This window comes from Rhizobium cauense, from assembly GCF_019511525.1.
In the GTDB taxonomy this organism is placed as follows: domain Bacteria; phylum Pseudomonadota; class Alphaproteobacteria; order Rhizobiales; family Rhizobiaceae; genus Rhizobium; species Rhizobium cauense.
This window is the reverse complement of the sequence record NZ_JAEUAT010000007.1, coordinates 144,210-167,138: the sequence shown is the minus strand read 5'-3', so window position 1 is coordinate 167,138 and position 22,929 is coordinate 144,210. Positions and strand designations below refer to the sequence as shown.

General features: G+C 59.4%; 21 protein-coding genes. 10 read left to right on the top strand and 11 right to left on the bottom strand.

The window, feature by feature from the left end; genetic code table 11:
- Positions 1-100: 100 nt before the first annotated feature.
- Together JNB88_RS15395 and JNB88_RS15390 are read right to left on the bottom strand one after the other, a co-directional pair.
- Entirely contained in the window at positions 101-2,377 is a 2,277-nt protein-coding gene (locus JNB88_RS15395; protein WP_220356212.1) for a putative bifunctional diguanylate cyclase/phosphodiesterase, read from the bottom strand.
- A 446-nt stretch (positions 2,378-2,823) separates the two neighbouring features.
- Positions 2,824-3,378, bottom strand: coding sequence for an RBBP9/YdeN family alpha/beta hydrolase (locus JNB88_RS15390; RefSeq protein WP_220356211.1), 555 nt, complete (start codon positions 3,376-3,378; stop codon positions 2,824-2,826).
- 158 nt (positions 3,379-3,536) lie between these two features.
- Here JNB88_RS15390 and JNB88_RS15385 point away from each other — a divergent pair, with 158 nt between their 5' ends.
- Positions 3,537-4,340 (top strand): DUF2189 domain-containing protein, encoded by an 804-nt coding sequence (locus JNB88_RS15385; protein ID WP_220356210.1) that lies wholly within the window; start codon positions 3,537-3,539, stop codon positions 4,338-4,340.
- A gap of 69 nt (positions 4,341-4,409) precedes the next feature.
- A complete protein-coding gene (locus tag JNB88_RS15380) occupies positions 4,410-4,886 on the top strand; it encodes a low affinity iron permease family protein (protein ID WP_220356209.1) in 477 nt (158 codons plus the stop codon).
- Between the two features lie 20 nt (positions 4,887-4,906).
- On the opposite strand, the gene purB is transcribed toward JNB88_RS15380, so the two are convergent.
- The 4 genes from purB to JNB88_RS15360 all read right to left on the bottom strand — a co-directional run bounded on the left by purB (position 4,907) and on the right by JNB88_RS15360 (position 8,590).
- A complete protein-coding gene (gene purB, locus JNB88_RS15375; protein ID WP_220356208.1) occupies positions 4,907-6,214 on the bottom strand; it encodes an adenylosuccinate lyase in 1,308 nt (435 codons plus the stop codon).
- 63 nt (positions 6,215-6,277) lie between these two features.
- A complete protein-coding gene (locus tag JNB88_RS15370; protein WP_220356207.1) occupies positions 6,278-6,769 on the bottom strand; it encodes a hypothetical protein in 492 nt (163 codons plus the stop codon).
- 16 nt (positions 6,770-6,785) lie between these two features.
- Positions 6,786-7,466 carry a ribulose-phosphate 3-epimerase gene (rpe, locus tag JNB88_RS15365; RefSeq protein WP_220356206.1) on the bottom strand — a complete coding sequence of 227 codons (681 nt, stop codon included), beginning with the start codon at positions 7,464-7,466 and terminating at the stop codon, positions 6,786-6,788.
- A gap of 41 nt (positions 7,467-7,507) precedes the next feature.
- Positions 7,508-8,590, bottom strand: coding sequence for a branched-chain amino acid ABC transporter substrate-binding protein (locus tag JNB88_RS15360; RefSeq protein WP_220356205.1), 1,083 nt, complete (start codon positions 8,588-8,590; stop codon positions 7,508-7,510).
- A 315-nt stretch (positions 8,591-8,905) separates the two neighbouring features.
- Here JNB88_RS15360 and JNB88_RS15355 point away from each other — a divergent pair, with 315 nt between their 5' ends.
- From JNB88_RS15355 to JNB88_RS15325, 7 genes are read left to right on the top strand one after another with little or no spacing between them, the layout of a single operon-like run.
- Entirely contained in the window at positions 8,906-9,400 is a 495-nt protein-coding gene (locus tag JNB88_RS15355; RefSeq protein ID WP_220356204.1) for a flavin reductase, read from the top strand.
- A 22-nt stretch (positions 9,401-9,422) separates the two neighbouring features.
- The gene (locus JNB88_RS15350) at positions 9,423-10,352 is read left to right on the top strand and encodes an AAA family ATPase (protein ID WP_220356203.1); all 930 of its coding nucleotides are present in this window, start codon (positions 9,423-9,425) and stop codon (positions 10,350-10,352) included.
- A gap of 3 nt (positions 10,353-10,355) precedes the next feature.
- Entirely contained in the window at positions 10,356-11,612 is a 1,257-nt protein-coding gene (locus tag JNB88_RS15345) for a vWA domain-containing protein (protein WP_220356202.1), read from the top strand.
- Positions 11,609-11,938, top strand: coding sequence for an XdhC family protein (locus JNB88_RS15340; RefSeq protein ID WP_220356201.1), 330 nt, complete (start codon positions 11,609-11,611; stop codon positions 11,936-11,938). The genes JNB88_RS15345 and JNB88_RS15340 overlap by 4 nt, the downstream gene beginning before the upstream one ends.
- Positions 11,938-12,642, top strand: a complete 705-nt coding sequence (locus JNB88_RS15335) for an XdhC family protein (protein ID WP_220356200.1) — start codon at positions 11,938-11,940, stop codon at positions 12,640-12,642. The genes JNB88_RS15340 and JNB88_RS15335 overlap by 1 nt, the downstream gene beginning before the upstream one ends.
- Positions 12,639-14,273 (top strand): NTP transferase domain-containing protein, encoded by a 1,635-nt coding sequence (locus JNB88_RS15330; RefSeq protein WP_220356199.1) that lies wholly within the window; start codon positions 12,639-12,641, stop codon positions 14,271-14,273. Before JNB88_RS15335 ends, JNB88_RS15330 begins: the two co-directional genes overlap by 4 nt.
- 3 nt (positions 14,274-14,276) lie before the next feature.
- Positions 14,277-14,594 (top strand): TfoX/Sxy family protein, encoded by a 318-nt coding sequence (locus tag JNB88_RS15325; protein WP_037128114.1) that lies wholly within the window; start codon positions 14,277-14,279, stop codon positions 14,592-14,594.
- A gap of 4 nt (positions 14,595-14,598) precedes the next feature.
- Here JNB88_RS15325 and JNB88_RS15320 read toward each other — a convergent pair whose 3' ends face one another.
- The 5 genes from JNB88_RS15320 to JNB88_RS15300 all read right to left on the bottom strand — a co-directional run bounded on the left by JNB88_RS15320 (position 14,599) and on the right by JNB88_RS15300 (position 19,371).
- Positions 14,599-15,021 carry an NUDIX domain-containing protein gene (locus JNB88_RS15320; RefSeq protein ID WP_220356198.1) on the bottom strand — a complete coding sequence of 141 codons (423 nt, stop codon included), beginning with the start codon at positions 15,019-15,021 and terminating at the stop codon, positions 14,599-14,601.
- A gap of 5 nt (positions 15,022-15,026) precedes the next feature.
- Positions 15,027-16,520 carry a DEAD/DEAH box helicase gene (locus tag JNB88_RS15315; RefSeq protein WP_037128111.1) on the bottom strand — a complete coding sequence of 498 codons (1,494 nt, stop codon included), beginning with the start codon at positions 16,518-16,520 and terminating at the stop codon, positions 15,027-15,029.
- A 157-nt stretch (positions 16,521-16,677) separates the two neighbouring features.
- Positions 16,678-17,976, bottom strand: a complete 1,299-nt coding sequence (locus tag JNB88_RS15310; protein ID WP_220356197.1) for a M23 family metallopeptidase — start codon at positions 17,974-17,976, stop codon at positions 16,678-16,680.
- Between the two features lie 97 nt (positions 17,977-18,073).
- On the bottom strand, positions 18,074-18,901 hold the full coding sequence (locus tag JNB88_RS15305) for a ferritin-like domain-containing protein (protein ID WP_220356196.1): 828 nt from the start codon (positions 18,899-18,901) through the stop codon (positions 18,074-18,076).
- Positions 18,898-19,371, bottom strand: coding sequence for a peroxiredoxin (locus tag JNB88_RS15300; protein ID WP_220356195.1), 474 nt, complete (start codon positions 19,369-19,371; stop codon positions 18,898-18,900). The genes JNB88_RS15305 and JNB88_RS15300 overlap by 4 nt, the downstream gene beginning before the upstream one ends.
- A 118-nt stretch (positions 19,372-19,489) precedes the next feature.
- Here JNB88_RS15300 and JNB88_RS15295 point away from each other — a divergent pair, with 118 nt between their 5' ends.
- Positions 19,490-22,882 carry a YhdP family protein gene (locus JNB88_RS15295; RefSeq protein WP_220356194.1) on the top strand — a complete coding sequence of 1,131 codons (3,393 nt, stop codon included), beginning with the start codon at positions 19,490-19,492 and terminating at the stop codon, positions 22,880-22,882.
- Positions 22,883-22,929: the final 47 nt, after the last annotated feature.

The window sequence follows — 22,929 nt, the reverse complement described above, 5'->3', positions numbered from 1 at the left end:
GTGCCGCTAAGAGAATCGAAGACTTTCTGGGAAGTAGTTTACAGGTTTTTCGCGGCTAACGGAATGTGACGCAACCCGAGTGGCTGCGTCATGCAAGCCTTTATCTGGCGCCCGACTTGCGCAGGTCATGCTGCAGGCTTCGTCCCTCCGCGCTGCGCCACGAGGCGGCGCGTACAAATGGAGGGATCTGCAGAGCTGGCATTGGACGGGCCAGGGCGTAGCCCTGAAGCATGTCGCAGCCCAGATCACCGAGGATGCGGACATGATCCATCGTCTCGACGCCCTCCGCGGTGACGAGGATGTTGAGTGAACGACCGATGTCGATGATGGAGCGAACCAGCTTTCGCTGCTCCGCAGAATGGGGCAGCATCCGGATGAGTTCGCGGTCGATCTTCAACGTCTTCGGGCTCAGCTTCAGCAGGCTGACGATGGACGCGTGACCGGTGCCGAAATCATCAATCTCAATGTCGATGCCAAGGCGGCGCAACTGCCTTAGGTTGCCGATGACGGCATCGTCACAGTCGTCGAGGGAGATCGATTCAAGCAGCTCGAACGAGATCGACCCTGGCTCGATCTTCAAGCTGCGAAGCTTTTTCGCGAGGTTTGGGTCACCAAGACGGCGTGCAGAGACATTGACGGCGATCTTCGGGATAAATAGCCCCTCCTTCTCCCATCGGGCGCGGTCGACCAGCGCCTGATCGAGAATAAGGCCGTCGATGGTGGACACCGCATCCAAGTCTTCTGCGATCGTCAGGAACCTGTCCGGCGCAAGCAGGCCGTGTTCCCGGTGCTGCCAACGCGCCAGCGTCTCGACGCCGGCCACGTCAAGCGTTTGGGCGTCGAACTGCAATTGGTAGAATGGGATGAATTCTCCCCGCTCGAGACCGAGCAAAATCTCGTCGGCCAGACGTTTGCTGGCAATGATCCGTCGGCGCTCATCGGTCGAGAAGAACTCGTGACGATTGCGTCCACCGCTCTTTGCGCGGTAGAGCGCGATATCGGCATTCAACAGGAGTTGCTTGGCGTCCAGCGCCGGACCGCTGTCCGTGGCGATCCCGATGCTCCCGCCAAAGCGGCAATCGTGACCTTCGTAGCGGATCGGCTTGCACAATTCACGTATGATGCGCTCTGCCAGATTCGAGATTTTCCTCGGCGTGACGTCTAGAGTGCACAAGACGACGAATTCGTCGCCGCCAATGCGAGCAACGAAATCGGTGGAGCGGACACTACCCCTCAAGACCTGGGCGGCGTGCTTGAGCATTGCGTCGCCAGCGCGGTGGCCGAGCGTGTCGTTGATCTGCTTGAAGCGGTCTAGATCGATGTGGAGGATGGCGAGAGAGAGCCCCGTTCGGCGGCACTCGGCAGAACATTCGTCCAGCTTGCGGTCCAGGTATCGGCGGTTTGGCAGCCCGGTGAGATAGTCATGCAGCGCCAGGTGCTCGATATTCTCCTTGGCGCTCTCGAGTTCCTTGTTCCGAGCCTCCGCAAGATCCTTGGCGCGCTGCAGTTCGTTATTGAGCCTCACTTCCGCGGTAACATCCCAATTCGCGCCAATGAGCTTGCGACGCCCGTCACTGTCGACAAAGAAGGCGGCCTTTGCGCGAATGACGCGCTCGATACCGTCCTGCCTGATAATGCGGAACTCATGCTGGAAGTCGGTGTTGGTGGCGACGCTCTCCTCGAGCGTTGCCAGGACGCGGTCCCGGTCGTCGGGATGGAGCGAAGCCTCCCAAGTGCTGCTCGTGTTGGCAGGCGAGGTGTCGGTCATGCCGTAGATTGCCAGAAGGCGGTCGTCCCAATCCACAGTACCGTTCTCAATATCAGCCTCGAAGACGCCGATATCGGAAATGTCGAGGGCGAGATCGAGCCGCCGGGACACATGCGCAAGCCGTTCGGCGGCCTCCTTCCGCTCGGTAATGTCGGTATCGGTGCCGACGAGCCGGGCAGGGGCGCCGTCCTCATCCCATTCCACGCAAGCGCCACGGCATTCGATCCAAATCCAATGACCGTTCCTATGTCGCTCGCGGTACTCGAAAATCTGATAGCCGGGATCGCCGGCGTTCTGCCGTTCGATGGCTTTTACAACGAAATCGCGATCGTCCGGGTGAATAAGTTCGATCCACGCGTCGTAGTCGCCGTCGGCTTCCTCGTCGGGAGCCATACCCCGCATGATCTTCCACGTATCGGAGTAGTAGCGCTTGCCCAGACGAAGATTGTGGTCCCAGACGCCAAGGCCGGATCCGACGAGGGCATAGTTCCAACGGCTTTCACGTTCCGAGAGATCGGCACCACTTAGGGTGGCCGCGTTACCGTCGTAGGGCTCGGCTCCGGACTTTGTTTTTGACCCGACCAATTTGTCCGGATTTACTTGCTTCAATCTGCATACTCGCTCTTTTAGCGTGTATGCATCTTGCCATTCATTGAATTAAACAGCCATTAACGGACGAAAAATAATAATCGTTAAAAAACAAACGCTTATACACATCAAGTACTTGAGATCACTGGCTTGCGCGACGTTATCCCCATATCGCGTTGATTGATTCTTGTGTCCGAGTGCCGGAGCGAGTTGCAGCAAATGTGTTGCAGCTGATAATTTTTCTGTAATGTGCATGCACTTTCTTGATGGCGCCCTATATCGCACCAATCGCGGAGGGAATGGGTCATGTCTCCAGAATGGCCGATGTTCATACTGCAATGCATCGTGCTCGTGGGCTTGGCGGGCGTCTTCTTCATTCGCGGAGAGGGCGACTAGGCACACTGATATCGACGGTAAAGGGCGGGAAACGTAGCACTGCTGTCGTCGCCGGCAGCGGTCGCCGAGGGTCAGGGTTTCAGACGGCTCAAGAACTGGGCAAACACCATGGTTCCCTCCGGCCAGGGTCCATGACCGGATTCGCTGTTGATGTGCCCGGATTCGCCTGCATCGATCAAAAGCGATCCCCAACTCGCCGCTATGTCATCGGCATGCTCGTAGCTGCCGAACGGATCGTTGCGGCTGGCGATCGTGATCGTCGGAAAGGGCAAGGGATCGCGCGGGTAGGGGCCGAACGTCATCAGGTGCTTCGGACGGATGGCCGGGTTGGCGACATCCGGGGGCGCGACGAAGAACGCGCCCGCTACCTTGTTGCGAAACAGGGGAATGGCGTGCACCGTCGACGGGATACCGAGCGAATGCGCGACCAATACAACTGGTCGCGTTGCCGCATTCACCTCTTCGGCGATGCGGGCTACCCAATCGTCACGAACCGGCTTCGACCATTCCGCCTGCTCGACACGGCGAGCAGTGCTGAGCTTTGCCTCCCAGCGGCTTTGCCAATGGTCGGGGCCGGAATTCGTATAGCCGGGAATGATGAGGATTTCTGCGTCTGAGGCTTTCATGATGGCGCGGATGTGAGAGAGCTTAGCGGTGATGTCAAGGGAGGGTGGGACAAGCCCGACGAAATTTGTTATGTTTTCGGCAGTGCCGGTTGCGTCTCGTATCGGCGTTTTCGCCGATGCCTTCGCTGCCGGTTATCTTGGCTGAGGAGGAGAAAGCCATGACGGCATTCCATGTTATGTCGGGTGCTAGCGACGTTTACACACGTCCGGTCGTCAACAAGATCAGCGTTGCGGATGTCTTCGATGCGCTTCGGCGCGGGCTCGACGATTTTCGAGAAAAACCATCCCACTATGTGTTTCTGTGTCTGATGTATCCGATTGCCGGCGTCTTTCTTGCTCTCGCGACCTCGAGTGCCAACCTTTTGCCGATGATCTTTCCACTGATCTCAGGCTTTGCGCTCATCGGCCCCATCGCCGCGATCGGACTCTATGAGATCAGCCGCAGGCGCGAAGCCGGTGAAGACACTTCCTGGAGGCATGCCCTGGATGTTACGAGATCGCCAGCTTTCCCCTCGATCATTGCAGGCGGGCTGCTCTTGTTCGGCTTCTTCGTCGTATGGCTCGTCGCCGCGCAGACGCTCTATACAGGCGTCTTCGGGGACGTTTTCCCACGATCGATTTCCGTATTTCTGTCCGAGATTTTCGGTACACCTGAGGGAGTGCAGCTGATCATCTGGGGACATGTGCTTGGTCTGGGGTTTGCAATAATCGTCCTTGCAACGACCGTCGTAACCTTCCCGCTGCTGCTCGATCGGGATGTCGGCCTCGTCTGCGCAATGGAAACATCGGTCAGAGCGACGGTCGCCAATCCGATCCCGGTTTTCTGCTGGGGACTGATCATTGCCGTCAGCCTTATCGTCGGCACGATTCCACTGTTTGTCGGACTTGCACTCGTCATGCCGATCCTCGGCCACGCAAGCTGGCATCTCTATCGGAAGATGGTTGCACCGCCCGTCGTCTGACGGAGCAAGGTTGGAACTACCTCACCTCCCTTGGAGTTTCGCTCGAACGAACGCCTGAGGGAGGTGATCATGGCCAAGCAACAACATCTGTTCACTCGCTTCGCCAGCACGACCTCAGAATGGGCAGGCAAACCGGTGACATTTGTACTGGCTGTGCTGCTCGTCGTGATATGGGCCGCAACAGGCCCGCTCTTCGGTTTCTCGGAGACTTGGCAGCTTGTTATCAATACAGGAACGACGATCATCACGTTTCTGATGGTCTTCGTGTTGCAGAACGCCCAAACAAGGGATGCGCGTGCTGTTCAGGCGAAACTCGACGAAATCATACTCACGAGCCACGCAGAAAACCGCTTCATCGGTATCGAACATCTCGACGAAGAGGATTTGAAACATTTGGATCGTATCGTCGCCAAGGCTGCGAGGGGCGTACATGAAGGCCGCGGCCCGAACCGATCGCAAGCTCCTGGCAAAACGGCCAGCGAGAGCGTTGGTAAAGAGAAACCGGCAAAGCCACGAAAGCCAAAACGGAAAACGGCGCCCCTGTAGGCGCCGTTCCGATGTTCAACTCATGCCGTGCCGAATACGCGCTTGAAGATCGTATCGACGTGCTTGGTATGATAGCCCAGATCGAACTTCTCGCGGATCGCCTCTTCGGGAAGCGCCGCACGGACTTCCGCGTCAGCCAGCAGTTCCTCGAGGAAGTCCTTGCCCTGTTCCCACACCTTCATCGCGTTGCGCTGGACGAGCCGATACGCGTCCTCTCGGGAAACGCCCGCCTGCGTCAGCGCCAGAAGCACGCGCTGCGAATGCACGAGACCACGGAACTTATCCAGGTTCTTCACCATGTTGTCGGGATAGACCACGAGCTTTTCGATGACGCCGGCCAGCCTGTTCAAAGCGAAGTCGAGCGTGATCGTCGTGTCGGGACCGATGGCACGCTCGACGCTCGAATGGCTGATGTCGCGCTCATGCCAGAGGGCGACGTTCTCCATCGCCGGAACGACCGACATGCGCACCAGGCGGGCAAGACCGGTCAGGTTCTCGGTCAGAACCGGATTGCGCTTGTGCGGCATGGCGGACGAGCCCTTCTGGCCAGGCGAGAAGTATTCCTCGGCTTCCAGTACTTCCGTGCGCTGCATGTGGCGGATTTCGATTGCGACGTTTTCGATCGAGGAGCCGATGACACCGAGGATGGCGAAGAACATGGCATGGCGATCGCGCGGAATGACCTGCGTCGAAACAGGCTCCGGCACCAGGCCGAGCTTGGCGCAAACGTGTTCCTCGACACGCGGGTCGATGTTGGCAAACGTACCGACAGCGCCGGAAATGGCGCCGGTTGCAATTTCTGCGCGCGCGGCCACAAGGCGCGCCCGGTTGCGGCTCATCTCGGCATAGAAGCGGGCCAGCGTCAGACCCATCGTCGTCGGCTCGGCGTGAATGCCATGACTGCGTCCGATGCGGACCGTGTCCTTGTGCTCGAAAGCGCGTGCCTTGAGCGCCGCAAGCAGGCGGTCCATATCGGCAAGGAGAATGTCTGCAGCACGGACGAGCTGTATGTTGAGCGTGGTGTCGAGAACGTCCGATGACGTCATGCCCTGGTGGACGAAACGTGCGTCGGGGCCGACGATTTCCGAAAGATGCGTCAGAAAGGCGATGACGTCGTGCTTGGTCACGGCCTCGATCTCATCGATGCGTGCGACGTCAAACGTCGCAGCGCCGCCGCGTTCCCAGATCGTCTTTGCAGCGGACTTCGGAATGACTCCAAGTTCGGCAAGGGCATCGCAGGCGTGAGCCTCGATTTCGAACCAGATGCGGAATTTGGTCTCGGGCGACCAGATGGCGACCATCTCAGGCCGGGAATAGCGCGGGATCATGGCTTCCTGCTTTCGTTCGTAAAAGGAATGCTGGCGCCCCTGTAGCAAAGACAGGCGGCAATCTCAACGCATGCGTTTTGCAAGCGCGATACTTGTTCCGAAAAGGCAGAGCAGCCCTAGCGGAAGGAAAAGACGGATGCCCAGCACGGCAAACTGATAGACGGCACTGGCGCCGGTAAAGAGGAACTGAAACACCCAGGTAAGGGAGCCGAAAGGAGCGTGCCAGGCGGAGTAGAACACCCGATAGTCCATCGCAAAGAGAAAGGCCGTCATGAGGATGGTCCCGCCGGCGAGCGCCGTGAAGAATGCAGCAAAGCGAGTTTCCAGGGATCTGCCATGCGCAAAGAAGCGCCCTAAAGGCAAGATGAACGGCCAGGCGAGCAGGCCGCCGGTAAAGTAGAGCAAAGCCAGATCGCGGACATGGGCCGTCTCCATCCCGTTTCGGAGATAGAGTGCTGCCATGGAGGATGCCAGCATCTGCGCGCCCCAGAGAACGGCGCCCAGGAGGAGGTCGGAAAGCGGCGGGCGGGCCGCCTTGAGCCGCTCGGAGATCAAGGACGGCCTACTTTCATCACGACTTCGATTTGCCTTCTGCAGCGCTACGCAGCGCGCTGATGGCTGCCTTGTAGGCGTCGACGGAGCCACCCTTGAATACGGCCGAACCGGCGACGAGGACGTTCCCGCCGGCCTTACCGATGATCGGTGCAGTCTCGACGGTCACTCCGCCATCGACTTCAAGGTCGATAGGTCTGTCACCGATGAGTGACCGAGCGGCCGCGATCTTGTCCGCCATCGCGGGAATGAATTTCTGGCCGCCAAAGCCGGGGTTCACCGACATGATGAGGATCAGGTCGATGTCATCGAGGACATTTTCGATAGCCGAGAGCGGCGTGGCGGGATTGATGGTGACGCCGACTTTCTTGCCGAGGCTGCGCACCGTCTGGAGCGAGCGGTGAAGATGTGGCCCGGCTTCGGCGTGGACTGTGATGCGGTCGCAGCCCGCCTTGGCGAAGGCCTCGAGATACGGGTCAACAGGCGCGATCATCAGGTGGCAATCGAACACGGCGTCCGTGTAGGATCGCAGTGACTTGATCACGTCAGGGCCAAAGGAAATGTTCGGAACAAAGTGACCGTCCATGACGTCGAGATGAATCCAATCGGCTCCGGCTGCCGTAACGTCACGCACTTCCTGCCCGAGTTTGGCGAAATCGGCCGCGAGGACGGATGGCGCGATGCGAATGGGCGTGGTCATTGAAGTCTCTCCGTAGAAGGCAGGCCGCAGCAGTGTCAAATCTATTCGACCGGAGTGCTTGGCGGCACAAACGAACCCGCATGCCACTGCAGCAGGCGGTAGGGGTTTTCGGCCAGTTCATGGCCGGCGTTGAAAGCGATCTTGCCAATTACCGTTTCGAAGGAGGTCCCGCCGATGTGCTGCGCGACTGGCCTGTCATCCGCACCTGCATCATGGGCTGCCTTCGTCGCTATTTCAGCCGCAGCGTAGGCGGGTAGGACATACCCCTCCGGTTCCACGCCCTTGGCCCGGAACGCATCGACCACCGGCTTTGCCTCAGGACGCGCAGCATCGTCGGGCAGGGCAACAGCGAGAACGCCGTCCGCGAGTGCAAGCGGTTGATTGGCAGCACGCATTGCATCGCCGCCGAGAATATCGAGCTGAACCTTTTCTGCAGCCGCGTCCCGCGCAATAACGGCGACATCGCTGCGATCCCCGCCGACGAAGACCTTTGTCGCCCCCGCTCTCTTCAACCTTCGCACGAGCGCGATCTGTTGCTCCTGGCCCGGTCGATAGGTGTCGGTGAAGACGGGTTTGAGGCCTTTTTCCTCAAGTGCATTGCGGATTGCTTCCGTAAGCTCGCGACCATGGATCGTGCCGTCCTCGATCAGAGCGATTGGCGCGGCTGTCCAATCGCGCAGGATCACATCGATGATCTTTTCGGCTTCGGCTCCATCGGCCGGCGCCAGACGATACAATGGCCAACCATTCTTGAGCGCGTCTTCCATGAGGATCCGAGAGCGCACCGAAACGGTGATCGCCGGGATGTTCGCGTCCTTCAGCTTCGGCAGCGCGCCTTCCAGCGTCTCGCTGCAGAGAAACCCTATGGCTACCTGAACATTGGCATTGATCAATGCGTCAGCGATCGCCGCGCCGCTATTTTCCGCGCAAGTTTCTCCGATGGTGACGATGGTGTCGCCGTCCTGCTGGATCTTTGCTGAGGCGCCCGCGATGATCTGCGCCCCAATTGGCGCAAGGTTACCTTCTTGTGGCGCAACGACACCAATCGTCAGGCCGGCGGCATGGCATTCTGCGGCCGCAAAGAGCAGCATCGGCAGAAGTGCTAGGCCACGCAAAGTACTCATTAAGACGAAGGTCCCTCTCGTTTATCCTGCTCTTTTATCCGTCCGACATCGATCGTCAAAGAAAAACGCGCAATCAGGAGGCCTTTCGCCTACGTTTTGTAGAAAATATGTAGGAAGCATGATTTCAATGGGTTAGGTTTTGGGAGTTTTAGGAACCGTCCCCTATGTTCTCATTGATCCGAGCTTTTGGGATCGGTTGCGTGGCCTTACAAGCGGTTGAATTCATAGGCATCCATAAGTGCTTGTAGAAAAGGTAACCGATCACCTTCATATTAGAGAAAACAGCAAGCCGGCGATGCCGGATGGAGAATGCCTTTGTTGAACAAGCAACCAATCGACCCGCGCCTTTACCGCGATGCGATGAGCCGCTTTGGAGGTCATGTGCAACTGGTGACGACGACGATTGGCGAAGAGCGTCGCGGCGTCACGATCACTGCGGCCTGCTCGGTATCCGATAGTCCAGCCACGGTTCTGGTCTGCCTGAACAACAGCAACCCAAAGAACGAAATCTTTTTCCGCAGCGGTGTGTTTGCTTTGAATACGCTGGCAGCGCATCACCAGACCCTTGCCGACGCTTTCTCCGGCCGCATACAACTCTCCAACGAGGAGCGTTTTGCGACCGGCCGTTTCGACAAGCTGGTCACAGGCGCGCCGGTCCTTCACGACGCGCTTGCTTCCTTTGATTGTCGGGTTATGGAAATCAAGGAAATGTCGACCCACCACATCATTTTCGGTGAGGTCGTGGCGGTACGCTACAATGAAGCGAAGCCCGCGCTTCTCTATATGAACCGCGACTATCATTCGCTATAACTTCCTGAAAAAGGGAGGAGATATGGCGGATCAAGTGCATCGACCGCTGCCATCGTCGATCGATGAGACGATCGCGATGCTGGGTGATCATGACTACCTGGCTGGGCGATCGCTTGGCACGGTGCTCTTCCTCGCACTGAAGATGAAGCGTCCTCTCTTCCTGGAGGGCGAGGCGGGTGTCGGGAAGACAGAGATTGCCAAGGTGCTCTCGAAGGCCCTTGGGCGGCCGCTGATCCGTCTTCAATGTTACGAGGGGCTGGACATCGCCTCGGCCGTCTACGAATGGAACTATCCGGCCCAGATGCTGGAAATCCGTCTGGCGGAGGCGTCCGGGCTTACAGACCGGGGCCGGATCGAGTCAGATATCTTCTCCGAGCGCTACTTGATCCGACGACCCGTGCTACAGTCGTTGTCTAGCACGGACGGGCGAGCCCCCGTCTTCCTCATCGATGAACTTGATCGTACGGACGAGGCGTTCGAAGCCTTCCTTCTGGAGGTTCTTTCCGATTTCCAGGTGACCATCCCTGAACTCGGCACGATTCGAGCGGCCGAACCGCCGATCGTCATCATCACCACGAACCGGACGCGCGAGGTTCATGACGCTCTCAAACGGCGCTGTCTCTATCACTGGGTCGATTATCCCGACGCACCGCAAGAACTCGAGATCATTCGCCGGAAAGTTCCTGGCTGCAACGCGGCACTATCGGCCCAGATCGTGGCCTACGTGCAGAGACTACGGACACTGGACCTTTTCAAGAACCCAGGCGTTGCCGAAACGATCGACTGGGCGACAGCGCTCACCGAGCTGGACCGACTGGCGCTCGATCCGGCAACGATCTCCGATACGATCGGAACCCTGCTGAAATACCAGGACGATATTGCACGCATCCAGAGCAGCGAGGGTGCCAAGGTGCTGGACGACGTGAAGAGCGAGTTGCAGGCGGCGGGGTAGCGCATGGACCCGACAACCGGACAGGGCGGGATCGTCGTTTCAGCTCCGTCGGCCGACGACGGTCGATTTGGCGACAATATCGTCTTTTTTGCCAGAACGTTACGCAAGGCCGGGATGAAGATCGGCCCCGGGGCGATCGTTGATGCGATCGAGGCTGTCGGGACGATAGGTGTCGGCTCGCGCGAGGAATTTCACGCCGCGCTGGTTGCCGTCTTCGTCAAGCGACATGAGGACAAGCCGGTCTTTGACGAGGCGTTCCGGCTTTTCTGGCGGTCCCGCGACCTTGTCGAAAAGATGATCGCGATGATGTCGCCGCGCGCGCCGGACACGCGCACGAGGGAAAAGGCAAAACCCGGCGAGAGCCGGGCTGCGGACGCTTTGCTCGGCAAGGACAACAAGCCTCCACGCGATGAACCCGATATAGAGATCGATGCCCGCTTCACCATGTCGGGCAATGAGGTCTTCCGGCGGATGGATTTTGCGCAGATGTCCGCCATGGAGATTGCCGCCGCCAAGAAGGCGCTTTCAAAGCTTCAACTGCCTCTCGACAAAGTACGCACCCGTCGCTTCCGGGCGTCGCATGTTCACAATCAGGTGGATCCCCGCGCAACGATGCGGGCGGCATTGCGCAGCGGGGCGGGACTGATCCTGCCACGCTACCGGGAGATCAAGGAGATGCAGCCGCCATTGGTCGTTCTTGCTGATATCTCGGGTTCAATGAGCCAGTACACGCGCATCTTCCTGCATTTCCTCCATGTGCTCTCCGAAAAGCGCCGTCGCGTCCACACCTTTCTGTTCGGAACGCGGCTCACCAATGTCACCCGCCAGATGCGGCACAAAGATCCCGACGAGGCGATGGATGAATGCGCCGCTGCAGTGAAGGACTGGTCGGGCGGTACGCGGATCGGCGAAACGCTGCAGGAGTTCAATCGCTTATGGGCTCGGCGCGTACTTGGGCAGGGCGCAGTCGTGCTTCTTATCACTGATGGCCTGGAGCGCGAGGGAACAGACTTGCTCGAAGCCGAGATGGATCGGCTGCACCGCTCCTGCCGACGACTGATCTGGCTCAATCCGCTGCTGCGCTTCGAGGGCTTCGAACCGCGGGCGCGTGGCGTGCGCGCAATGCTGCCCCATGTTGACGAATTCCGTCCGGTTCACAATCTATCATCCTTGAGCGACCTCGCAGAAGCACTCGGCGCCACCCGGTCCACAATGTACGACCCGCGCCGGTACATCGGAGCATTGAAAGGCATCGCATGACAGGGACATCCTATGACCTTGATCCGTTGATGACGGCCGAAGCCTGGAAGAAGGGCGGTCGAGACGTCGCCGTCGCCACTGTGATCGAGACTTGGGGATCGGCACCAAGACCGGTGGGGAGCCACCTGGTGATCGATCGGGACGGCAATTTCGAAGGATCCGTTTCGGGAGGCTGTGTCGAAGGTGCCGTTATAGCCGAAGCACTGGACGTGATTTCCGATGGCAAGACAAAGATGCTTGAGTTCGGTGTTGCCGATGAGACGGCGTGGCGCGTTGGGCTTTCCTGCGGCGGTCGCATTCGCGTCTACGTCGAAAGGCTCGATTGATGGATGCTGCAAATCTCGCGCGGCTTAACGACGCCCGGCGGGGCCGTAGAGCCGCCATACTGCTGACCGACCTCGATAGCGGCCGCGATATCGTCATTTTCGAAGGGGAGCCGCTCTCGCCGTCCTTACGCCCGGCTGTCGATGCTGCGTTTCGCTCGGGCAGGTCGACGTCCATCGATGCCGATGGGAAACGATGCTTTCTCAATGTCCATTTGCCGCCGGCGCAAATCGTGATCATCGGCGCGGTCCACATTAGCCAGGTTCTGGCTCAGATGGCGTCGCTTGTCGGCTTCGATGTTCGCATTATCGATCCGCGTACGGCATTCGCCACGTCCGAACGGTTCCTCGGCATCGATCTGATGGCTGATTGGCCTGTCGACGTCCTCAAGGATCGTCCACTTGACGCCTACACGGCGCTCGTTGCCGTTACGCACGATCCGAAGATCGACGACTTCCCAATCACCGAGGCATTGCGGATCGGCTGCTTCTATGTTGGTGCGCTCGGCAGCCGGAAGACGCACGCGGCGCGCCTGGAAAGATTGCGCACTGGCGGCATGGACGAGGCGGCGCTTGCTAGAATCAGTGCGCCGATCGGGCTTGATATCGGCGCGGCGAGCCCCGCAGAAATCGCGGTCGCCATTCTCGCTGAGATCGTCCAGACATTGCGGACGCGCGCCATATCTCCGGCTGGTGACAACAAATGAAGTTCGGGTCGTTTTCTATCGATGATGCTCAGGGCGTCATCCTCGCGCATGCAGTGAAAATGGCAGGCGGCAGCCTGCCGAAAGGACACAGGCTCGACGGCGTCGATGTCGACCGCCTGCGCGGCGAGGGCATCGAACAGGTCATTGCGGCGCGCCTGGAGCCCGGTGATATCGGCGAAGACGAGGCGGCTGGACGGCTTGCGCAGGCAATAGCGCCTGACCACCTGCGTTTCTCGGAGGCCTCCACCGGGCGTGTGAACGTGTATTCGGTTGTTGACGGGCTGTTCGTCGCAAATCGCAGCGCCGTCGACCGGCTGAACAGGATCGATCCTGCCATAACGCTTGCCTGCCTCAACGATCGTGTCCCTGTTCGCAAGGGCGATATGGTCGCCACATTCAAGATCATTCCGCTCGCTGTTCCCGGCGCCAAGCTCGACGTCGCGTGCGAATTGCTAGGGGCGACTTCCGCGTTCGAGGTGAAACCCTTTGCCAGCCACTCTGTGTCCTTGATTGCAACTGAGCTGCCTTCGCTAAAACAGGCTGTGATGGACAAGACGGCACGTGTACTTACCCGTCGGCTCGTTGCTTCAGGCAGTCATCTCGTTAGAGAAGCGCGTGTTGCCCATCGCGTGGAGCCTGTTGCGACGGCTCTCCGAGATGCAGCTGGCGTGCGGGATATCGGGCCAAAGTTGATCATCCTTTTCGGCGCGTCCGCGGTAATCGACGAAGCGGATGTCATTCCCGAGGCAATCCGGCAGGCCGGCGGAGAGGTGGTGCAGGTCGGTATGCCCGTCGATCCTGGAAACCTGCTCGTCCTCGGGCGAATCGGCGATATTCCAGTAATTGGAGCGCCAGGATGCGCGCGCAGTCCCAAGGAGAATGGCTTCGACTGGGTGCTCGATCGCATTCTCTCGGGCGAGCAGCCGGGCGCCATCGATATCAGCGGCATGGGCGTGGGAGGTCTCTTGATGGAAATCCAGGCACGCCCAAGCCTGCGTGAAGCAGAGGCTCAACCAACTCCTGCCGCGAGGGTCGTGACCGTGCTTCTTGCTGCGGGCAAGGCCAGCCGAATGGGCGAGGGCGGGCCACACAAGCTGCTCGCCGAATTTGAAGGCGTACCACTTGTCCGGCGATCGGTAGTGACGGCGATCGGCAGCCGGGCGTCATCGGTCATCGTCGTCACGGGACACCGCAAAGACGATATAGAAGCGACTTTGGCAGGGTTGAACGCGCTAACAGTTCACAATCCGGATTACGCTTCCGGCATGGCGTCGTCGCTCGCGACGGGTTTTTCCGTCGAGCAAGCGCGGGACGCCGATGGCATCCTTGTCATGCTGGCCGATATGCCGGGCGTTTCCAGTGGCGATCTCGATGCACTGATCGTAGCGTTCCGGCGATCGAACGGCCAGTCGATCATTCGCGCGGTATCACGTGGGAAGCGCGGCAATCCGGTGATCATACCAAAATCGTTGTACGATGCGGTGATGCGACTGGAGGGCGACGTCGGCGCGCGGCACATCATCGAAACATCGGGATTGCCTGTGGTAGATATCGACATCGGCGATGCGGCTCATCTGGACGTGGATACGCCCGAAGCCGTCGTTGCCGCAGGCGGAGTTTTGAAGGACTGAGGAATGGACGCGGCAGCGATCGAGGAAATGTTTCAGGGGCTTGGCCCCGTCACGATCAAACGCATGTTCGGCGGCAAAGGGATCTACCATATGGGCCGGATCGTTGCGGTCGAAGTGCGCGGTGAGATGCTGCTCAAGGCCGACGAGCGGAGTGCCCCTGAATTCGCCGCAGCCGGCGCGACGCAATGGGCCTACGAAGGTAAGAAGGGAAGCCCTGTGAAGATGCCTTACTGGTCGATCCCGGACGATGCATATGACGATCCCGACATCATGGCTCGATGGGTGCGGCTTGCCTATGAGGCAGCGCTTCGGGCGGAATGAACGCTCAGAGGAGTTCGTCCGCCTTCAGCCTCTCCATCGCGGCGGCCGCGAACTCGGAGAGGGGATGTGGAAGATCGGAACGGTTGAACCAGCCGAAGTCCGAGAGCTTGTTGGGTTCCGTAAGCTTCGGTTCGCCCTCAAATTCCGACGCTATATAGAGCAATGAGATCCAATGCTGCGCATCGGCGTCGCTAATGAGTTCCGTGGTGCCGAGGAGATTGACGCGACCGATCGATAGGCCGGTCTCCTCCTCTGCTTCGCGGCGAGCAGCCTGCTCGGCCGGCTCCATATGATCCACCTTGCCGCCCACGATGCTCCAGTGGCCGGCCTCAGGGGCGCGCATGCGCTTGTAGAGAAGGATCTTGCCGTCGCGCAAAATCACAAGGCCAACGCCGAGGCCCGGAAAATCGATACCCGGCGTTCCCATGCGCGTCAGATCTTGGCGTTAGCCGTGATCAGCATGAAGGCCGGAATTTCATCGCCGAAGCCAACGGGCGTCGGGCCGTCGTCGTGGTCGCGGTAGCGGCGGCGATCGCGATTGTCGTCGTTTGCCGGATAAGGACGAGCGGCGCGGGCATTGTGCTGCGGCTTCTGTTGTTCTGCTTTGCGCTCTTGCTTCACGCTTTCGACCTTTGCTGGTGCTACAGTTTCCATCGTCTCGACGTCATTATCCGTGACGGCGATATCAGATTTATGACCTCCACGGCCCTTGCCGCGGCCGCGATCCTTATCCCGGTCACGACCCTTTCGGCGCGAGCGATCGTCGTCGCGGCTAGGTTCGGGAGGAGGTAAGGCGGTAAGGTCGCCGTTCAACCACTCGACCTTCTCGCCGATCAGCTTTTCGATTGCGTCGGCATGTTTCTGGTCGTGGCGGGTGACGATGGTGAAGGCAGCGCCGGAACGGCCTGCGCGGCCGGTGCGGCCGATACGGTGCACATAATCCTCTGAATGGATCGGCACATCGAAATTGAAGACGTGGCTGACATCAGGAATGTCGAGTCCGCGAGCGGCGACATCGGAAGCCACCAGGAGCTGGAGGTTGCCATCCTTGAAGTTCTGTAGCATCGTCATGCGCGAACGCTGGTCCATGTCTCCGTGCAGTGCGCCGACCGAAAAGCCGTGGCGGTCAAGCGAGCGGAAGAGTTCGGAAACGTCCTTCTTGCGGTTGCAGAAGATGATCGCGTTCTTCAGCTCGTCCTGGGCCTTGATAAGATCACGAAGCACGGAGCGTTTTTCGTAATCCTTCCCGTGCGAGGCGACGAAGCGCTGGGTGATCGTCTTCGAGGCGGTTGCGGGCTTCGCAACTTCGACGCGTTCCGGGTTCTGAAGGAAGCGGTCTGCCAGCTTCTGGATCTCAGGCGGCATGGTCGCCGAGAAGAACAGTGTCTGACGTGTAAACGGAATGAGCTTTGCGATGCGTTCGATATCAGGGATGAAGCCCATGTCGAGCATACGGTCGGCTTCGTCGATGACGAAGATTTCGACGGCGCTCATCAGCAGCTTTCCGCGCTCGAAATGATCGAGCAGACGGCCGGGCGTGCAGATGAGAACATCGGCGCCACGCTCAAGCTTGCGATCCTGATCTTCGAAGGAGACGCCGCCGATCAACAGCGCGACGTTCAGCCGGTGATTCTTGCCGTACTTCTCGAAATTCTCGGCGACCTGCGCAGCCAATTCGCGGGTGGGTTCGAGGATCAGCGTGCGCGGCATTCGGGCGCGGGCACGCCCCTTCTCCAGAAGCGAAAGCATCGGCAGGACGAACGAGGCCGTCTTGCCCGTGCCAGTCTGGGCGATGCCGCAAATATCGCGGCGCTGAAGCGCAAAGGGAATGGCACCAGCCTGAATGGGGGTTGGTGTCGTGTAACCCGCATCGGTCACAGCGGAAAGCACTTTTTGGCTCAAGCCAAGATCAGCAAATGTCGTCAAAGGGAAAACTGTTTCCGTTCCGGTTCGGCCGCACTCTGGTTGAGTCGGCGTGATTGCATGCCGCAATGCAGCGCGACATAAGCCGAAACCGCCCTTAAGTCAAGGAATACAGGCTTTGCAGCTAGTGCAGAGGTAAAGACGTGGTTAGTGTACGTAGTTACTTTATGTAACCCGCAAGCTTCAAGCCTGCATTCATGAAATAAATCGGGTCGACGGCACGACCATCCTGCCGGACCTCATAGTGCAAATGCGTACCTGTGGACCGGCCGGTGCTGCCCGCAAGACCAATCACTTCACCGCGATCGACCTTGTCGCCGACCCGCACCAATATTTCCGACATGTGGCCATAGCGGGTGGAGATGCCGTTGCCGTGATCCACCTCGACCATGTTTCCATAGCCGCCTGTCCAGCCGGCCGCAATCACCTTGCCTGGCGCGGTCGGTCGAACCTTCTCGCCGGGCGCGAAACGGAAGTCGATCCCCGAGTGCAGTGCCAGACGACCGAGGAACGGATCGCGTCTGTTGCCGAACGAGCTGGTGATCTCCTTACCAACGGCAGGGTTTTGGAAGGGCAGGGATTCCGCTGTGTTTCGCACCGTTTCCAGGCGAGTGAGGGCATCATCAAGCTGCGAAAGCGAATTGTCGAAATCGTCAGCGCCTTCCGGTTCGACATAGGGGCCGCCGACCGCAGTGTCGTCCTGCTTTGTGCGCTCTGCCGGCACTGAAATTCGAAAGCGCGTCAGAACCTTGGATATGGCATCGGCTGCGCCACCTGCGTCGCTCGTCAGTTGGGCAATGCGGCTGCGCTGCTTCTGCTCGATATCCTTCAGGGAGAGAGTCACCTTCGAAAAGACCCGATCAGCACGATCGCCGACGGTTTCCTGGGCGGACGTATAGGCGGGGGTGGCGTTATCAGACGTCGCGTCGACCGGTTCTTCCGTTCCGGCGAGCTGATTTTCTATTGCCTGGACAGCACCTGAAAGCGAGGCGCGCTTGTCTTTCACCTCGGGAGCATAGGAATGGGCTGGTGTCGTTTCGTTGCCTCCCAGCCCGGAACTCTCGGCGCGGTCGAGAAGCGATCCGAGCTTGCCGTGGCGCGAGGTAAGCGCCAGTTGCTGTTCCATCAGCTTATCGACTTTGTCTTCAACCACTTGTTGATCGAGCAGTTGACGCGAGGTGACTCGGTCGACTTGGGCCCGCAGCGCCGCAATGCGATCTTCGTAGTCGTGTTGCATCCGCGCCTGCCTTGCCATCGTCGCGCCGATCAGGTCGTCGCGCAGGACGAGATAGGAGGTGGCAAGCAGGTAGCCGATCGCGAAGACACCGACGAAACAGAACGCCAGTGCCGCCATCCATGGTCTGACGGTAATGTGGCGAACCCGGTCTCCACTCGCCAGGATCAGGATATGCTCTTGTTTTCGCTGACCGAATACGCGGCTATGCTGTGCATGCGTCACGGAGAATCTCCCAATTGACGGCGAATGCCTCAATTGCCGCAATTACGCATGATTATGGTTAATATTTACTTAGGTCAGGGTTGCTGTCCCGATGGGATCAGGCATTGCTCGTCGACGTCAGCGACCTGTAGAAGGACGGCGTGAGCCCTGCCTCCGCACGCGCGAGGTCGTTGAAGGGAGGCTTTAGCGGGCCGCGGAAATTCGCGCGCACCAGTTCGTGAAATGTTCGTGCGGGGTCGCGCTTTTCCCTGGCGCAGAGAAAGCGGAACCATTTGGCGCCAATCGCAACATGTCCTTTCTCGTCATTGTAGATAACATCGAGAACGGCTGCACTTTCCAGATCGCCGGTTTCGCGCATCTTGGCCTGCAACGCAGGCGTCACGTCCAGGCCGCGTGCCTCAAGGATGAGCGGGACAACGGCGAGCCGCGCCGTCAGGTCGTTTCTGGTCGAATGAGCGGCCTGCCACAGGCCATCGTGGGCAGGCAAATCCCCATAGTCAGCGCCGAGATCCCTGAGGCGGGTGCGAACCATGCGGAAATGTTTCGCCTCCTCGAAAGCGACCTGCATCCAGCCGTCGAAGAAGGAGTTCGGAACGGGTTCGGTGGCGAATCGCGCCACGATATCGAGAGCTAGGTCGACTGCGTTGAGTTCGATGTGGGCGATGGCGTGTAGCAGCGCAACACGGCCCCTGACTGTATGCAGCGAGCGTTTCTCGACCTGAGTCGGCGGTATAAGTTCCGGCTTGTCAGGGCGACCCGGCCTGCTCGGCAAATGCGCGTCGAGCGGCGAACGCAGCGACAGCTTGCGAGCGAACCATCGCGTTGCCGTTTCCTGCGCGAGCGTGGTCTTCGCATCTAAGTCGGTCGCGCGGATAGCGTCGATCGCGCCGCCGCGCAGGGATGTAATGGTAGAGGCAGGGGTCATCGCGCCAGGTTCTGCACTGCCGCCAGAACCGTTTCCGCGTGGCCTGGCACCTTCACCTTGTGCCAGATCGTGCCGATCGTCCCGTCGTCGCGAATGAGGAAGGTCGTACGCTCGACGCCCATGAAGTTGCGGCCGTACATGGTCTTCTGCTTCCAGACGCCATAGGCCTGAAGCGTCGTCTTCTCCTCATCGGAAGCAAGGACGACGGAGAGACTGTGCTTTTTTATGAACTTGTCGTGGCATGTTACGGAATCCGGCGACATACCAACGACGCCAGTGCCCGCTTTCTCGAACTCGCTCGCGAGGGCTGTGAACGCAAGCGATTCGGCGGTGCAGCCTGTCGTGTCGTCCTTGGGGTAAAAGAAGAGCACCAACGGCTTGCCGCGAAAATCGGCTAGCGAAACGCGACCGCCGCCATCGCGGGGAAGATCGAAGTCCGGCGCCGTGTTTCCGATGCTGATATCCGCCATGGAGGGACCTTTCTTTTGCCGGGTTTATGGATAACAGGTGATTTGCCAGATATATATTGGACGAACAATCGTCCAGCCAGTCTGGTCCACGCACAAGTTACGGAGTTAGGCGAGGCGCATGTCGGCGATCCGCGGCGATAAGGTTACATTTCGCAAGAGAGATATCGTCGCACTGCATGAGCTACCCTCCGCGCAGGCCGAAGATCCCATCATCGTCGATTGCCCGCCGGGGCGTTCGCGCATGCGCAGAACCGCCGGCGTCACCGGCGGCTGTATCGCGATCATTCTGTTTGTGCTCGCGGCGATTGTCTTGACGGTGGAAGGGGGCGTGTTCGACGCGCCGCTTTCCCAGCGGGCGCAAGCGGCGCTCAACTCTGCCATCGGACCGCGCTACCGCGCCGAGGTCGGCTCCACGGTCATTCGCTTTACATCGAACATGCGCCTCGCGCTCGAGGCACGCAACGTCAGTATGATTGACGAAGAGAGCGGCCAACATCTGTCGACCACGCATGAGATGCGAATGGCGCTCGACCCGCTGCAGCTTTTTCGCGGACGGATAGCGATCGCACAGATCGAGGCTGAAGATATCGCGCTGGATACCGCGCTGCTGCCATCCGGCAAACCGCTCAAGCTCGATGATGTCAGGGTCGACGAAATCCCGGCTTCGATGGAGGCTGTATTCAACCAGCTAGACATTGTTGATCGTTTCGTCGAGCGTGGCGGCACACAGTCGGTCAAACTTTCGGGCATCGACATCAAGTTGGCCGACACTGCAAATGGGCCACTCTCGATTGTCGTTGACAGCCTGGCGTTCTCCAGGACGCAAGAAGGCGCCCTGGCGCTGGACGGCGAAGTCGCCATCAACGGCAAGCCGGCAACGCTCAGTGTCGTCACAGAAAGAGCCAATGGACGCACGTCGAAATTGACGGGGCAAGTGGCGGGGTTCGATTTCGCACCGTTCACGCTCAAGCGAAACGCCGAAGGTGAAATCCGGCAAGGCATCAACGGCTTTGGCGACCTGACGATTTCTGCGGTCCGCACCGGCGAGCAGGCCACACCCGCACTCGGCGCGTCAATCGAACTAAAGCCCGGGCAGCTTTATATGGATGGTGACCAGCAGGAGTTGAGCGGAGGACGCCTCAACCTTGCTTATGACTTCTCCAAGCAGACGCTCGAGATCGCAAAGTCACGCATTCAATTCGGCGCAACGTCAATCCCGCTCAACGGAGCTATCATCGACCTGGACAAGATCGATGCGTCGGCGGGAAAAGGGTTCGGGATCGATCTGCTCGTCAGTGGTGGTACGGCGGCCCCGGGAGGCTCCGGCGAGCAACCTCTCGCTTTCGACATCAAGGCGACGGGTCGGTATGTTGTCGCTGCGCGCGAGCTGCAATTCCCGAGCATGCAGGTCTCCAGCCCGGCGGGAGGACTATTTGGCTCCCTGCACGTGCGTTTCGCGGACATGTCTCCGGAGATCAGCTTCGCCGGTCAGTCGGAGCAGTTGCAGACAACGGCCGTCAAGCAATTGTGGCCATTCTGGATGGCGCCAAAGGCCCGCGAATGGGTTCTGCGCAGCCTTTTCGGTGGAACGGTTACAAACGCCTCGATCTCCGTTTTCATTCCTCAGGGACGCCTCGACCAAGCCGTCGGCAAGGGCTTGAGGCTCGACGAGAACCAGATCAAGATCGCCTTTGACGTTGCCGGTACCAGAATGAACGTCGCCGGCGACATCCCGCCCATCAGAGATACGAATGCGCATTTCGATCTGAGTGGCCCTCGGGCGACGATTTCGATCAAGAGCGCAACGTCTTTCTTTCCCTCGGGACGTTCGGTCAACGTCGGAGCAGGGACCTTCGTGCTACCGTCCACGTACGACAAGCCGCTTATGGCGGAACTTGACCTTCCCATTTCGGGGAATGCCGATGCGGTAGGCGAGTTGCTCACCTACAAGCCCATCCAGGTCCTGCAGAGGGCGGGCTTTGTGCCGGAAGATCTCAAGGGCAAGGTGTCGGCGAACGTTCAGGCACGATTTGGTCTGATCGCGTCGCAGAAACCGCCGCCAGCTGAATGGAAGGCTGTTCTTCAGTTGCAGGACCTTGATGTTGCCAGGCCGTTTTCGGGGCGGAAGATCACGGCCCTCAATGGGGTACTCAATGCGGACCCGAAGCAGATCCGCCTTGATGGAAAGGGCCAGATCGACGGCATTCGCGCTGGTATCAAGCTTGTCGAACCGACCGACAAAGCTTCCGACGTGCAGCCGCAGCAGACCGTTACCGCGACGCTTGATAGCGATCAGCGGGAAAAGCTGCTGCCCGGCCTCAACGACATTATCGACGGCAGCATCGATATCGAGCTCAATCGCATCGACCAGGATCGACAGGCGGTGTCGATCGATCTTGGAAAGGCCCGCCTGTCCTTCCCATGGATCGGCTGGTCGAAGGGAAGTGGTATCGCTGCGACCGCTACATTCGAAGCCTCCGGCCCTGCTGACAACACCCAATTGAAGAACTTTGCCCTCAAGGGTGACGGTTTTGGCGTGAACGGTGCTCTCGTCATCGGCAAGGGCAATCTCGTGAAGGCGGATTTCGACAGCGTCAAGCTGTCATCCCTGGATGATTTTGCGGTTTCGGTGAAACGCAGCAAGGGCGGGCTCGAGGTCACCGTATCCGGCGACAGCGCCGATGCCCGTCCGATCGTAGCGCGGTTGAAAGCCAACGGCGGCAGCGCGAGCGACTCCGACCGGAACGGCAGCGTTTCACTTCGCGCCAAGCTCGGTAGCGTTGTCGGCTTCAATGACGAGAAGATACGTAACGCCGAGGTGCTTTACGTTTCGGCAGATGGCAGGCTGCAGGCCTTGAACTTCAGCGGCGTGACCGACAGTGGTGAAGCCTTCGTTGCTCAGACCAAGGGCAATAACGTCATCAATGTCACGAGCGGAGACGCGGGCTCTGTATCTCGTTTCGCCGACCTCTACCGGCATATGATGGGGGGCTTGCTCAATATGCAAATCCGCCTCGGCGCGGGCGATAGCTGGGACGGCTCGATCGACATCCGCCGCTTTTCGCTGGTCAATGAACAGCGACTGCACTCGATCGTATCCACGCCGGTCGGAAGTGAGCAGCGAAGCCTCAACTCGGCAGTCAAGCGGAACATCGATACCTCGGCACAGCGCTTCCAGCGCGGCTTTGCACGCATTGTCTCTCAGAACGGCGTCATCGGCGTTGAGAATGGTGTCGTGCGTGGGGATCAGGTCGGCGCTGTATTTCAGGGCATCGTCCGCGACCAGCGCGGCAGGATGGACATGACGGGCACCTTCATGCCCGCCTACGGCCTCAACAGGCTGTTTGCCGAATTGCCCCTGATCGGAATCATCCTCGGCAACGGCACGGATCGCGGCCTGATCGGCATCACGTTCAAGCTGACGGGGAAGTTGGAAGCGCCCGATCTGATCATCAATCCGTTGTCGATCATTGCTCCCGGCGTCTTCCGGAACATCTTCGAATTTCAATGAAAAAAGCCGGCGCAAGGCCGGCTTTTCATCTCACGCCGTGACCGCGC

What these genes read in the sequence shown, in the direction of transcription:
- JNB88_RS15390 (WP_220356211.1), bottom strand. Translation starts at nt 3,378, where the DNA reads ATGAAAGCCTCAGACGCAGAAATCCTCATCATTCCCGGCTATACGAAT.
- JNB88_RS15385 (WP_220356210.1), top strand. Translation starts at nt 3,537, where the DNA reads ATGACGGCATTCCATGTTATGTCGGGTGCTAGCGACGTTTACACACGT.
- JNB88_RS15380 (WP_220356209.1), top strand. Translation starts at nt 4,410, where the DNA reads ATGGCCAAGCAACAACATCTGTTCACTCGCTTCGCCAGCACGACCTCA.
- purB (WP_220356208.1), bottom strand. Translation starts at nt 6,214, where the DNA reads ATGATCCCGCGCTATTCCCGGCCTGAGATGGTCGCCATCTGGTCGCCC.
- rpe (WP_220356206.1), bottom strand. Translation starts at nt 7,466, where the DNA reads ATGACCACGCCCATTCGCATCGCGCCATCCGTCCTCGCGGCCGATTTC.
- JNB88_RS15360 (WP_220356205.1), bottom strand. Translation starts at nt 8,590, where the DNA reads ATGAGTACTTTGCGTGGCCTAGCACTTCTGCCGATGCTGCTCTTTGCG.
- JNB88_RS15350 (WP_220356203.1), top strand. Translation starts at nt 9,423, where the DNA reads ATGGCGGATCAAGTGCATCGACCGCTGCCATCGTCGATCGATGAGACG.
- JNB88_RS15345 (WP_220356202.1), top strand. Translation starts at nt 10,356, where the DNA reads ATGGACCCGACAACCGGACAGGGCGGGATCGTCGTTTCAGCTCCGTCG.
- JNB88_RS15340 (WP_220356201.1), top strand. Translation starts at nt 11,609, where the DNA reads ATGACAGGGACATCCTATGACCTTGATCCGTTGATGACGGCCGAAGCC.
- JNB88_RS15335 (WP_220356200.1), top strand. Translation starts at nt 11,938, where the DNA reads ATGGATGCTGCAAATCTCGCGCGGCTTAACGACGCCCGGCGGGGCCGT.
- JNB88_RS15330 (WP_220356199.1), top strand. Translation starts at nt 12,639, where the DNA reads ATGAAGTTCGGGTCGTTTTCTATCGATGATGCTCAGGGCGTCATCCTC.
- JNB88_RS15325 (WP_037128114.1), top strand. Translation starts at nt 14,277, where the DNA reads ATGGACGCGGCAGCGATCGAGGAAATGTTTCAGGGGCTTGGCCCCGTC.
- JNB88_RS15320 (WP_220356198.1), bottom strand. Translation starts at nt 15,021, where the DNA reads ATGGGAACGCCGGGTATCGATTTTCCGGGCCTCGGCGTTGGCCTTGTG.
- JNB88_RS15305 (WP_220356196.1), bottom strand. Translation starts at nt 18,901, where the DNA reads ATGACCCCTGCCTCTACCATTACATCCCTGCGCGGCGGCGCGATCGAC.
- JNB88_RS15300 (WP_220356195.1), bottom strand. Translation starts at nt 19,371, where the DNA reads ATGGCGGATATCAGCATCGGAAACACGGCGCCGGACTTCGATCTTCCC.
- JNB88_RS15295 (WP_220356194.1), top strand. Translation starts at nt 19,490, where the DNA reads ATGTCGGCGATCCGCGGCGATAAGGTTACATTTCGCAAGAGAGATATC.